This window comes from Selenomonas sp. AB3002 (assembly GCF_000702545.1).
GTDB lineage: Bacteria > Bacillota > Negativicutes > Selenomonadales > Selenomonadaceae > Selenomonas_B > Selenomonas_B ruminantium_A.
Genome location: NZ_JNIO01000007.1, coordinates 182099 through 193780, shown reverse-complemented (window position 1 = coordinate 193780; position 11682 = coordinate 182099). Strand labels below are relative to the sequence as shown.

Here is an 11682-nt window from a genome sequence, read left to right as displayed (position 1 = left end):
CTCCGTCATATACGATAGTCGTCTTCCACGTTGTCCATGAGACCGTACTCCAGCAGGATTTCCTCCAGCCTGTCCTGGGTCATGGGCTTGGGAATGACAAACATCTCGTTTTCCTCGATTTTCCTGGCCAGCTGGCGGTATTCATCTGCCTGCTTGGCCTGAGGCTTGTACTGGATGACGGTTTCCTTGTGGATCTCCGCATGCTGCACCACATTGTCACGGGGCACGAAGTGAATGAGCTGGGTGCCCAGTTCCTCTGCAAAGGCCCGCAAAAGCTCAATCTCACGGTCCACATTGCGGCTGTTGCAGATAATGCCCCCCAGGCGCACCCCGCCCTTGGCTGCATAGCGGGCAATGCCCTTGGAAATGTTGTTGGCAGCGTAGAGAGACATCATCTCACCACTGGCCACGATGTAGATTTCCTTGGCCTTGCCCTCGCGGATAGGCATGGCAAAGCCGCCGCAGACCACGTCACCCAGGACGTCATAGAAGACATAATCAAGGTCGTCCGTATAAGCCCCCAGGCGCTCCAAAAGGCCAATGGAAGTGATGATGCCGCGCCCTGCGCAGCCCACCCCCGGCTCCGGTCCGCCGGACTCCACGCAGCGGGTTCCCCCAAAGCCGGTCTTCAAGATGCTGTCCAGCTCCACCTCGTCCCCTTCATCGCGCAGGGTGTCCAGCACCGTCTTCTGGGCCAGGCCCCCCAAGAGCAGGCGGGTGGAATCAGCCTTGGGGTCGCAGCCCACCACCATGACGTTCTTGCCCAGCTCGGTGAGCCCCGCCGTCAAATTCTGAGTAGTGGTGGACTTGCCAATGCCGCCCTTGCCGTATATCGCAATCTGTCGAAGTTCTTTAGCCATCGAAATCTCTCCTTCTATTTCATTTAACCATGTGAAAAAGTATCCTTTACCCGGGGCAGCCCCCCATAAACCTCCTTGCTGAAATTATTCTTCCCTGGCACTCCCACTGCATCAGCCCGACAGTGCTGGCAATGGCGGAACACATCAATGTGCTTCCCCGCCTCTGCCCTGGCCACCGACAGGTCCACGCAGCTGGGCGCCTCGCAGTCTTTCAGGTCATGCTGGGGAATCAGGGGGATGATGTTGTAAATCGTCGCCCCTGCCTCCTTCACAGCCTTGGCAATAGCGCCTATATGGAAACGGTTGATCTCATTGACCAATACCGTGTTGACTTTGACCGTGACCCCGGCGGCAGATACCTTGCGGATGCCTGCCAGCTGGTTTTCGATGATGATGCGGCCGGCCTCCTCGCCTTCATAGCGCTTGCCATGATAGACCAGCCCGTTAATCATCTTCGCTTCTATGGCAGGGTCAACGGCGTTCACCGTCACCGTCAGGGTATCTATGCCCGCATCTATGACCTCCTGGGCACGTTCATTCAGCAGCAGCCCGTTGGTACTCATGCACTTGAGCAGGTCAGGGAACTTCTTTCCCAGCAGCCGGAAGGTTTTCAGGGCATTGTCCGTGGCCAAAGTATCGCCTGGCCCTGCAATGCCGATGACGCTGAGCTCCGGGCAGAAGGTCAGTGCGCGCTCGACGTATGTCACTGCCTCCTCCGGCTGTATCACTCTCGCCGTCACCCCCGGCCTGTTTTCTTCCTCATTTATCTTCCTGTCGCAGAAGCGGCACTCCAGATTGCACCCCGGCGCCACCGGCAGGTGAATCCTGCCCCGGTTCTGCTTCGCTCCAAAGCAGGGGTGCAGCTCCCGCACTCTCTCCTTGTCCATAGGGTTCCCCCTTCTAATGCTTCACACTTGCTCTTTCTTTGTTCACCTGATACTTATGTATCTGTTTCACAGCCTCATTTATGTCAATATCCTGCACTTCCAGAGGCAGGACCCCTTCCCTTTCCAGCGCCTTCTGTGCCCCCGGGCCGATGGCTTCGGCAGCCACATAGAGGCAGTCCCGTAAATTCTTCACAGCTTCCTGCATGACCCCCTCGTCATGGAAACCGTGGCGACAGGGCGGGTGGCCTGCTCTTTTCGCCAGCTCCAGATAGGAGCCGTCCTGCTGCACCTCCACGATAAGGAAGCCCTCGGCCGCGCCGAAGTGGCGGTCGATATGCTCCCCGTCACTGGTGGCAAAAGCTATTCTATATGCCATTGAATCACCCTTCCAATATGTGCTTGCTGAAATACCTCTCCGCCCTGTCAATGATGGGCACCACGATATTTCCCTTGGCCCCCTCCACTGCCAGCTTCAGGGCAGCGGCCAGGGCCGCGCCGCTGGAGGAACCGGCAAAGATTCCCTCTTGAAGAGCCAGACGGCGCACACTCTCGAAAGCCTCCGCATCCGTGATCTTATATACTTTGTCAATGAAGGAAACCTCCATGTTCTTGGCAATGAAGTCATTTCCTATCCCCTCTATCTCATAATCCCCATGTTCCCCGCCGCCGATGATGGAGCCGTAAGGGTCGGCCAGCACTCCCTGAATCCTGGGGTTCTGCTCCTTCAGATAGCGCATGATGCCGCTGAAGGTGCCGCCGCTGCCGGCCCCGGACACCAGATAATCCACCTGACCGTCCAAATCCTCATAGATCTCCGGCCCCGTAGTCTCGTAATGGGCCTGGGGATTGGCGGGATTCTCGAACTGCTTCAGGGTGATGGCCCCGGGAATTTCCTTTCTCAATTCCTCTGCTTTGGCCGCTGCCCCCAGCATGCCCCCGGCCCGGGGCGTATGGACCAGTTCCGCCCCCAGTGCCTTCATCAAAGTCTGCTTCTCAGCAGAGAACTTCTCCGGCACCACGAAAATCACCCGGTAGCCGCGGTTCAGGGCGGCAAAGGCAACGCCCAGGCCCGTATTGCCCGCCGTGGCCTCGATGATGGTGCCCCCCGGTTTCAAGTCACCTGATTTCTCTGCCGCCTGGATCATGGCCCGGCCCACCCGGTCCTTGGCGCTGCCGCCGGGGTTCCACAGTTCCAGTTTGGCAAAGAGCCGGACGCCCTCCGGCAATTTGAAATGTGTCAGCTCAACGAGCGGCGTATGCCCGATGAGCTCCTGCATTGATTTGAAATACTTCATGGTGACTTTCCTCTCCTGATTTCTTATGCACAATTCTTATGTATACTTCCTGCTGCCAAAGTAAGTGAGGTGCGCAGGCATAGCATAAGCGGAACGTTTGGAAATTTACCATAAATCTTAGTGAGCACAAGGGACGCTCTGCGAAGCAGAGCTTCGCGCAGTGGGAGCTTAGATTCTATGGTAAATTTCCAAGTGAAGCGTTGCTATGCCTGTGCGCCGAACGCCTAATAATGCTAAACCCGGCTGGCCTCTATCGCCTGATTGAGGTCCTGCAAGAGGTTCCCCTTGTCCTCGATTCCCACGGACAGGCGAATGAGATTGTCCGTGATGCCTATTTTCTCTCGTGTATCCTTGGGAATAGCCGCATGGGTCATGGTGGCGGGGTGGCACACCAGGCTCTCCACGCCCCCCAGGCTCTCGGCCAGGGCGATGAGGCCCAAAGCCTTGAAGAATCTGCCCACATCATGGCCCTCAGTCAGCTCAAAGGAAATCATGGCACCGCCGTTCTTGGCCTGCAGCTGATGCACCTCGAAACCCTCATGGCTGGTAAGCCCCGGATAATAAACCTTCTTCACCTCGGTGCTGCCCTCCAGCCACTCTGCCAGATATTTGGCATTCTCCACATGGCGGTCCAGCCGCACTCCCAAAGTCTTGGTGCCGCGAATCAGGAGGAAGGCATCCTGGGGACCCAGCACCGCCCCGGTGCTGTTCTGGATAAAGGCCACCTGCTCTGCCTGCTCCTTCGTTTTCGTCACCACCAGTCCTGCCACCAGGTCGCTGTGTCCCCCCAGATACTTGGTGGCGCTGTGCACCACGATATCTGCCCCCAGGGCCAGGGGCTTCTGGAGATACGGGGTCATAAAGGTATTGTCCACAATGACCAGCGCCCCGTGACGGTGGGCGATTTCCGACACCGCCCTGATGTCCGTGATGGAAAGCAGGGGATTGGCAGGGCTCTCGATGATGATGGCCTTGACCTCAGGAGTGAACTTCTCCTCCAGCTCCGCCAGCTTTCCCGTGTCCTCCAGTGAATAGCTCAGTCCGAAGTTGGAGAAAACCTTGTCCAGCACCCGGAAGGTACCTCCGTAGACGTTGCTGGAAAGCAATATCTTGTCCCCGCTCCTGAAGAGGTTCAGCACCGCCGTAATGGCCGCCATGCCGGAAGCAAAGGCAAATCCTGCTTCGCCTCCTTCCAGCTGGGCGATGAGATTCTCAAGGGCAGCTCTGGTGGGGTTGCCCGTGCGGCTGTACTCCCAACCCTCGCGAAGTTCCCCCAGACCGTCCTGTTGGAAGGTGGAGGTCTGGTAGATGGGCACCGTGACGGAGCCGGTGTGCTTGTCACCGTCCGTGCCGCCGTGAATCAAAAGTGTATCAAAAGCTGTATAGCTCATAAAAATCTTCCTTTCATATATCTGTATTAATAGCCCGAACGCCTCGAATCAATGTCCCTGTTTCTCCGCCAGCAGGAAGTGGACATTTTCCACTGCCTGCTGCTTGTCTGTACGGCCTGCGAAGAAATGCCGCTGTATATCATCGGGGGCCTCATGAGTGCGAATCACAAAGCCCTCGGCAGAAAGGATTTCCCTCATTTCGTCCAGAGAATAGCCATGTCCCATGGGTTCCCCCAGCTGCTCGGTCAGTTCCGCCAAACGCCCCATGCGGGAGGAAGCATCCTCAAAGGTACTGTCATCCGGGAAGTCCAGCACAAACTGGCTGCCCGCCGACGAAAGGGTGCTGACGCTGCCCACGAAATCCTTGAAAGCCTCCCGGGTGAGATAATAGGAAACACCCAGCAGAGAGAAGAAGGTGGGCACATTTGGGCTGAAGCCGCTGTGCAGCAGCGTCCTCCCCAAATCCTCCTTTTCAAAATCTATAGCTCCGTAGTGGACATTCTGGGGAATCTTCCAGCGCAGGTCATGTATGCGCCTCAGCTTGTAGGCCTGGGTGTCCGGGTGGTCCAGCTCGAAGACCTGCACCGCCTCGTCAGAATTGCGGAAGGCAAAGGTGTCCATGCCCGCCCCGCAGATCACATACTGGCAGGCGCTCTGCCGCTGGGCAAACCGCTCCAGGGCCCTTTCTGCAAAGGCCACCCGGGAGAGGGCAATGGGCGAAAAGCAGCTGTCCATTTCCTCGAAAACCTGCAGGCTCTCAAAGCCGTACTTTGGAAAGTGCCTGGCGGCTTCCGCCTGCCCCTTGAGCAAGTCCCCGATTTTGTCATATTCGTCCTTGCCGATGATGTCATAGGCCAGGTAGTCATCGAATATCTTGTTCTTCCCCAGCATGGAATGATATGCTCTGGCAAAAGAGCAGAGTTTGGCGGTCATGCTTTCCTGGGCGGCAATCATGAAAAATCCCTCCTAGTGATTAAATCCACATTCGCTTGTACCTCATGATGATCTTCTCGCTGTTACAACAATATTCCATCGGCACCACAACCTTTCTTGAGGAACTGTTCATAAGGCAAAGAAAAAGAGGCCCTGCACGGGAAATAAACATTCCTCGTGCAGAACCTCTGGTTTTTCCAGTCAGCTCTCGCGTTCTTGATGATGGAGTTAATGTTACATCATTACACCTATCATGTCAATAGGTTTATTTATCTTTTTTCAGCAATTCAGTGCAATTTTACCCGGAAACGCAAAAAAGCACCGCCGAAGCGGTGCTATCATTTCAAATGGCAGGGGTAGCTGGACTCGAACCAACGCATGCGGGATTCAGAATCCCGTGCCTTACCAACTTGGCGATACCCCTGTGTTTCCTGCCTTTCGGCTGTCAACGAATAGTATTATAGCCTAAGGACGTGCAGGTGTCAATACTTGTTTTCAAATTTTATTCCATTTTTTTATGGCAATATCATAAAAAGTACGTTATACTAATATTAACTATCTTTTCATCCGTTATGAAGCGTATTATTTAGGAGGAGGAAACGCCATTATGGACATTAAGTACGATGTGGCCATCACTAACATCGGCAAGCTTGCCCGCACTTTCCTGGAAAACAACAACAGCACCATCCTTTTGGATGAGGGCATCCGTCCCAATCTGGCTGACATGGTCATTGAGCACACCCACGGTGATCTCGCTGAGGACATCAAGAAGGGCGACCACCTGCTCATGGGCGGCATCAAGTACACCGTAGAGAAGGTGGGAGATGTAGCCAACCAGAACATCCGGGAAGAAGGCCACTGCACTATAGTGTTCAACGCCGAAGGTTCCATGCCCGGCCAGATCATCGTCAAAGGCCCCTCCCAGCCCACCGTGACCGTAGGCGCACACATCACCTTCACCAAGAAGTAACATCGCTTTTTGTCCCCCTCCTAAAAGGAGGGGGATTTTTTAGCCTTCCCCTAGGGAGAGGGCTTTTCAGTCTGCACTGCTGATACTAGATCATTGCCCGCAAGTCATAGTTTTCTCCATTCGTCCCCTTCTTAAGGTTACGGACACTCTCTCGCTCTACAAACAGCAGGGGCATATCCATATTCTCGTGTTCCTCTTTGCCCGCCAGCTTGTCCAGCAGGAATTTGGCTGCCTTCATGCCCACCAGCTCGTAGTCAAAGAAGATGGTGGTGAGGGCCGGGTACACCACCGCCCCCACATCATAGCCGCCAAAGCCCGTGACGGAAACATCCTGGGGCACCTTGATGCCTCGCTCGTGAAGGTACCTGAGGATGCCCAGGCTGATATTATCCGTGGCCCCCACTATCACCGTGGGACGGCAGGCCAGGATATCCGCAGCCTTGTTGTAAGCAGAGAGGAAGTCAAAGCCTGTCTGCACGAAATCCACCGTGGCATCTGTCTCACCTTTGGTAAAAGCCTCCACAAAGCCCTTGCGACGCTCTATGCCCACAGCAGTATCGGTTTCAGTTACCCCCGCAAAAACAGCCCGTGTATGGCCCTGGCTCCTGAGGTAGGCCCCCATCATATGGCCGGCCCCGAAGTCGTCAATCTTGACGCACTCCAGCCCTGCTTCCTGCTGGCCTGTAATGACCAAAGGCACGCCGGAGGTCTCAGCCAGCTCCCTGTGCCGCGCCGTGATGCCTACGGAGTCCACGATGATGCCGTCTACCCCCTGCTGCTGCAGGCTTTCGATATTCTGCAGCTCCTTCTCCACATCAAGATTGCTGACCAGCAGCAGTCCCTGATAGCCCTGGGGCTCAAAGATGCGGGCAAAGCCGGACAGGAGCTTGCCCACGGACACGGAGTCCATGCGGGGCAGCACGATGCCAATGAGTTTGCTCTCCTTGGTCTTGAGGCGCTTGGCGAAAAAGTTGGACTTGAAACCGGTCTCAGCTATGGCCGCACGAACACGCTCCTGCTTCTCTACGCTGATATAGCCGTTATTCAGATAACGCGACACGGTGCTCTTGGAGACCCCAGCCAACTTCGCCACATCCGTGATTGTTACTTTATCTTCCATGGTTATTTCCTCTTAATTCTCTATAAGTAAATCATTTAAGTCAATTATAACCAAAGAATAGCATTTTGCCAACTGAAAAAGCCTCCACCGTGAAACGGGGGAGGTGGCAGCCGAAGGCTGACGGAAGGGGCGATGAGCAGGGCCCAAAATCCCCCCTTCCACCGTCTTCGACGGTCCCCCTCCCCCGCAAGCGGTGGAGGCTTGTTCTACTAATCAGTTACTCACTCATACAACGGATACTTCTGGCAGAGGGCTGCCACGCGTTTGCGGGCCTGCTCCTTCACGCTCTCATTATCCACATCGCTGAGAACCATGGCGATGATTTCGCCCACTTCCTTCATATCGTCCTCTTTGAAGCCGCGGGTGGTGAGGGCAGGGCTGCCCAGACGCAGGCCGCTGGTGATGAATGGGCTCAGGGGCTCGAAGGGAATGGTGTTGCGGTTGGCGGTGATATTCACCTCATCCAGCACCGTCTGAGCCACCTTGCCAGTGATGCTCTTATTGGTGAGGTCAACCAGCATCAGATGGTTGTCCGTGCCGCCGGAAACAATGCGGAAGCCCTTGTCCTGCAGAGTCTGGGCAAGGACTGCGGCGTTCTTCACCACCTGGGAAGCATATTCCTTGAACTCAGGCTTCAGCGCCTCACCCAGAGCTGCAGCTTTCGCAGCGATGACATGCATCAGGGGGCCACCCTGGATGCCAGGGAAGACAGCCTTGTTGAACTGCTTGCCGAACTCGGCATCACGGCAGAGGATCATGCCGCCACGGGGACCGCGGAGGGTCTTGTGGGTAGTGGTGGTGACCACATCAGCATAAGGCACCGGGCTGGGGTGAAGTCCTGCAGCCACCAGGCCTGCGATATGGGCGATATCCACCATGAGATAAGCGCCGACCTTCCGGGCAATCTCGGAAAGACGGGGGAAATCCAGGGTGCGGGCATAGGCAGAAGCACCGGCCACAATGAGCCTGGGCATCACTTTCTTCGCCTGCTCCTCCAGGGCATCGTAGTCAATGCGCTCCGTTTCCTTATCCACGCCGTAGGCCACGATGTTGAAGTACTTGCCGCTCATGTTCACAGGACTGCCATGAGTGAGGTGGCCGCCGTCCGTGAGGTTCATGCCCATGACGGTATCGCCGGGCTGCAGCAGGGCAAAGAACACAGCCATGTTGGCCTGGGCCCCGGAATGAGGCTGCACATTGGCATACCCTGCCCCAAAGAGCTTCTTGGCACGCTCGATGGCCAGGGTCTCCACCTCGTCCACGAACTCGCAGCCGCCATAGTAGCGCTTGCCAGGATAGCCTTCTGCGTACTTATTGGTGAGCACGCTGCCCTGAGCCTCCATGACAGCAGTGCTAACAATATTCTCAGAGGCAATCAGCTCCAGCTTGTTCCTCTGACGGTTAAGTTCCTTCTCCAGAACCTCCGCCAGCGCAGAATCGGTGTCTTTCAAGTGGGACATCAAACTCATATCTCGGCCTCCTTATATCTAGTATCCAACAGCCCAAAACAACTCAAACTTCAGCCCATGGATGGGCGTCCCGCGGCCGTTGGCTTTCACGGATGAAAGGCAAGGCCGCTGTTTCTTTGGTTCGTTTCTTTGCGTCAAAGAAATGAACAGCCGAAACTTAACAAATAGAGCAAAGAGAAGGCTTACTTCTCTTCCAACGCCATTATCTTGTTCACCCGGCGCTCATGACGACCGCCCTGGAACTCCTCTTTCACCCAGACGCGGACAATCTCCCCGGCAGGGCCAAAACCAGTCACACGCCCGCCCATAGCCAGCACATTGGCATTGTTATGAGCCCGGGACATGCGGGCGGAATACACATCGGTGCACAGAGCGCAGCGAATGCCCTTGATCTTGTTGGCAGCAATGGAAATGCCAATGCCAGTGCCGCAGAGCACGATGCCCCGGTCAGCCTTGCCACTCACAATCTCACCGCAGACCTTCTCGGCGATATCAGGATAATCCACAGACTCAGTGCCAAAAGTGCCCACATCCTTGATCTCGATGTCACCGAATTCCTTCAGCACCATCTTGACCTCTTCCTTCAAAGCCACAGCACCATGGTCACTGCCAATAACGATTTTCATTTAAATTATACCCCTTTCATATATGGTAGAAAATGATATATCAGATGTTACCTCCACCGCGTGCGGGGGAGGGGGACCACCGAAGGTGGTGGAAGGGGGGCTAGGAGTCGTACAAACATCTTAGAAGCAGACTTGTTCGACCCCTCATCCCCCTTCCGTCAGCCCTTCGGGCTGCCACCTCCCCCGCAAGCGGTGGAGGTAAGGCATACTATCTACGTACAATCGCTAAAGAACTTAAACACAACAATTTAATTCTACCATATACAAAATAAAGAGCAATACGCAATAAAACAAATTTCCCGCCGCCCACCACAAGCGACGGGAACTTTCATATATAATATTCTATCTATCTTACAGGAGCCAATCTCAATTCCCGTGGGCCAGCTCCACTTCCTCTTTGCCCATGAGCTCCCTGCCGCAGTGCTTCACCACCAGCAGGGCCAGGGTCATCAGAGCAAGGGCCAGCACCAGCTGCAGGCCGTCCACCATGAGGACAAAATTGCCGGCAGAGAGCTTCGTCACAATGCCCACCACGGAAAGCACCAGCGCACTCATGGTCACCAGGAACATGAACACCATAGGCACGTAGAGCATCCAGCCCTTGCGGCCCGTGACCTTCAGGAACACGGCCAGAGAAATCAGCACCAGAGCGGAGAGCAGCTGGTTGGCTGCACCGAACAGGGGCCAGATGCTCATGTAGCCGGCCTGGCAAAGGGCAAAACCCAGCACCAGAGTAACGACAGTGGAGAAATACTTGTTCTGGCAGAGCTTCTGGAAGGAATTTTCCTCCTCCCCCTGGCCTGCAGCAAAGAGCTCCTGGAAGCTCATGCGGCCAATGCGGGCCACAGAATCAATGGTAGTCATGGCCAGGGCCGACACGCACATGGTAATCACGCAAGCGGAAACGGCAGCGGGCAGGCCGAACATCTGGAAGAAACCGCCGATGGCACCGGCGAAAATCTGGAAAGGCGTGCCCTGAGGCAGATGGCCGTTAGAAGCAGCTGCACAGGCGATGACCAGAGCCACCACACCCAGCAGGGATTCCACCAGCATGGCACCGTAGCCCACAGGCAGCATATCACGCTCATTGGCAATGGCCTTGGAAGAAGTACCGGAGCTTACCAGGCTGTGGAAGCCGGACACGGCACCGCAGGCAATGGTGATGAAAAGAATGGGGAACAGGCTCTGGCCGTTCACCGTGAAGCCCACGAAAGCAGGCATATTGATGACCGGCTGAGCTGCCACCACACCGATGACGCCGCCTGCCACCATCCCCAGCAGCAGGAAAGAGCTCAGATAGTCACGGGGCTCCATCAACAGCCACATGGGCAGGACGGAAGCGATGAAGCAATAGCCGAAAGTGAGATAACGCCAGGTCTGCATATCCAGATACAGCGGGAAAGCCATACCAGCAGCAAACATAGCTGCCACCAAAACGATAGCCACCAGCAGCTTCACTACGCCGCTGGGATTCACCTTCCTGATGAAGAAGCCAAAGCCCATGGCCACCACGATGTAAAGGAGGGATATGGAAGCTGCCTGCGCTCCCGGCACATTCAGGCTTCCATCTTTCAAAGTGCCGGCAAAAGTGCCTGCCAGGATATCTGCAAAAGCTGCCAGCACCAGCAGGGTGAACAGCCAGCAGAACAAGAGGAAAAGCCTCCTGCCCGTACGTCCCACGTACGCTTCAATCATCATCCCCATGGACTGGCCCTTGTTCTTCACCGAAGCATACAAGGCAGTGAAATCCTGTACCGCCCCAAAGAACACGCCACCCACCAGCAGCCATATAAGAGCCGGAGCCCAGCCAAACATGGCTGCGATGATAGGGCCCGTCACAGGACCAGCCCCCGTGATGGAAGAAAACTGATGAGCAAACACCGTAAACCGTGAAGCCGGGGCAAAATCCCCTCCGTCCTCCAGCTCCACCGCAGGAGTCCTGGCCGCAGGGTCAATGCCCCAGGTCTTCACCAGCCAGCGCCCATAAAGCAGATAGGCGGCCACAAAGACCACAAGAGCTCCTCCCACTAACATAAGTCCATTCATAATAAAGCCTTCCTTCTCAAGTTCTCTCTATAAGGACATTTATATGTTTATGTATTATAGACTCATGTATACTGTATGTCAATGT

At 55.5% G+C, this 11682-nt stretch carries 11 protein-coding genes and 1 tRNA gene; 1 reads left to right on the top strand and 11 read right to left on the bottom strand.

Annotated elements, in window-relative coordinates; all coding sequences use genetic code 11:
* Positions 1–5 precede the first annotated feature (5 nt).
* From nifH to P159_RS0106630, 7 genes are all read right to left on the bottom strand, one after another.
* On the bottom strand, positions 6–860 hold the full coding sequence (nifH, locus tag P159_RS0106660; RefSeq protein WP_029542622.1) for a nitrogenase iron protein: 855 nt from the start codon (positions 858–860) through the stop codon (positions 6–8).
* A 23-nt stretch (positions 861–883) separates the two neighbouring features.
* The gene (locus P159_RS0106655; protein WP_029542620.1) at positions 884–1747 is read right to left on the bottom strand and encodes a radical SAM protein; all 864 of its coding nucleotides are present in this window, start codon (positions 1745–1747) and stop codon (positions 884–886) included.
* A 13-nt stretch (positions 1748–1760) separates the two neighbouring features.
* Complete coding sequence (locus P159_RS0106650) at positions 1761–2123, bottom strand: NifB/NifX family molybdenum-iron cluster-binding protein (protein ID WP_029542618.1); 363 nt, start codon at positions 2121–2123, stop codon at positions 1761–1763.
* A gap of 4 nt (positions 2124–2127) precedes the next feature.
* Complete coding sequence (locus tag P159_RS0106645; protein WP_029542616.1) at positions 2128–3042, bottom strand: cysteine synthase family protein; 915 nt, start codon at positions 3040–3042, stop codon at positions 2128–2130.
* Positions 3043–3275: 233 nt separating this feature from the next.
* Positions 3276–4433 (bottom strand): PLP-dependent aspartate aminotransferase family protein, encoded by a 1158-nt coding sequence (locus tag P159_RS0106640; RefSeq protein ID WP_029542614.1) that lies wholly within the window; start codon positions 4431–4433, stop codon positions 3276–3278.
* Positions 4434–4481: 48 nt separating this feature from the next.
* Positions 4482–5387, bottom strand: a complete 906-nt coding sequence (locus tag P159_RS0106635; protein ID WP_029542612.1) for a class I SAM-dependent methyltransferase — start codon at positions 5385–5387, stop codon at positions 4482–4484.
* A gap of 327 nt (positions 5388–5714) precedes the next feature.
* Positions 5715–5790, bottom strand: a tRNA-Gln gene (locus P159_RS0106630).
* A gap of 183 nt (positions 5791–5973) precedes the next feature.
* Here P159_RS0106630 and P159_RS0106625 point away from each other — a divergent pair.
* On the top strand, positions 5974–6336 hold the full coding sequence (locus tag P159_RS0106625; protein ID WP_029542610.1) for a PTS glucitol/sorbitol transporter subunit IIA: 363 nt from the start codon (positions 5974–5976) through the stop codon (positions 6334–6336).
* Between the two features lie 85 nt (positions 6337–6421).
* Here P159_RS0106625 and P159_RS0106620 read toward each other — a convergent pair whose 3' ends face one another.
* The 4 genes from P159_RS0106620 to P159_RS0106605 all read right to left on the bottom strand — a co-directional run bounded on the left by P159_RS0106620 (position 6422) and on the right by P159_RS0106605 (position 11597).
* Complete coding sequence (locus tag P159_RS0106620; protein ID WP_029542608.1) at positions 6422–7456, bottom strand: LacI family DNA-binding transcriptional regulator; 1035 nt, start codon at positions 7454–7456, stop codon at positions 6422–6424.
* Positions 7457–7677: 221 nt separating this feature from the next.
* The gene (glyA, locus tag P159_RS0106615) at positions 7678–8925 is read right to left on the bottom strand and encodes a serine hydroxymethyltransferase (protein WP_029542607.1); all 1248 of its coding nucleotides are present in this window, start codon (positions 8923–8925) and stop codon (positions 7678–7680) included.
* A gap of 182 nt (positions 8926–9107) precedes the next feature.
* The gene (gene rpiB, locus P159_RS0106610) at positions 9108–9551 is read right to left on the bottom strand and encodes a ribose 5-phosphate isomerase B (protein WP_029542605.1); all 444 of its coding nucleotides are present in this window, start codon (positions 9549–9551) and stop codon (positions 9108–9110) included.
* A 366-nt stretch (positions 9552–9917) separates the two neighbouring features.
* Positions 9918–11597, bottom strand: coding sequence for a carbon starvation protein A (locus P159_RS0106605; RefSeq protein WP_029542603.1), 1680 nt, complete (start codon positions 11595–11597; stop codon positions 9918–9920).
* Positions 11598–11682: the final 85 nt, after the last annotated feature.

What these genes read in the sequence shown, in the direction of transcription:
- rpiB (WP_029542605.1), bottom strand. Translation starts at nt 9,551, where the DNA reads ATGAAAATCGTTATTGGCAGTGACCATGGTGCTGTGGCTTTGAAGGAA.
- P159_RS0106605 (WP_029542603.1), bottom strand. Translation starts at nt 11,597, where the DNA reads ATGAATGGACTTATGTTAGTGGGAGGAGCTCTTGTGGTCTTTGTGGCC.
- glyA (WP_029542607.1), bottom strand. Translation starts at nt 8,925, where the DNA reads ATGAGTTTGATGTCCCACTTGAAAGACACCGATTCTGCGCTGGCGGAG.
- P159_RS0106645 (WP_029542616.1), bottom strand. Translation starts at nt 3,042, where the DNA reads ATGAAGTATTTCAAATCAATGCAGGAGCTCATCGGGCATACGCCGCTC.
- P159_RS0106635 (WP_029542612.1), bottom strand. Translation starts at nt 5,387, where the DNA reads ATGATTGCCGCCCAGGAAAGCATGACCGCCAAACTCTGCTCTTTTGCC.
- P159_RS0106620 (WP_029542608.1), bottom strand. Translation starts at nt 7,456, where the DNA reads ATGGAAGATAAAGTAACAATCACGGATGTGGCGAAGTTGGCTGGGGTC.
- P159_RS0106650 (WP_029542618.1), bottom strand. Translation starts at nt 2,123, where the DNA reads ATGGCATATAGAATAGCTTTTGCCACCAGTGACGGGGAGCATATCGAC.
- nifH (WP_029542622.1), bottom strand. Translation starts at nt 860, where the DNA reads ATGGCTAAAGAACTTCGACAGATTGCGATATACGGCAAGGGCGGCATT.
- P159_RS0106655 (WP_029542620.1), bottom strand. Translation starts at nt 1,747, where the DNA reads ATGGACAAGGAGAGAGTGCGGGAGCTGCACCCCTGCTTTGGAGCGAAG.
- P159_RS0106640 (WP_029542614.1), bottom strand. Translation starts at nt 4,433, where the DNA reads ATGAGCTATACAGCTTTTGATACACTTTTGATTCACGGCGGCACGGAC.
- P159_RS0106625 (WP_029542610.1), top strand. Translation starts at nt 5,974, where the DNA reads ATGGACATTAAGTACGATGTGGCCATCACTAACATCGGCAAGCTTGCC.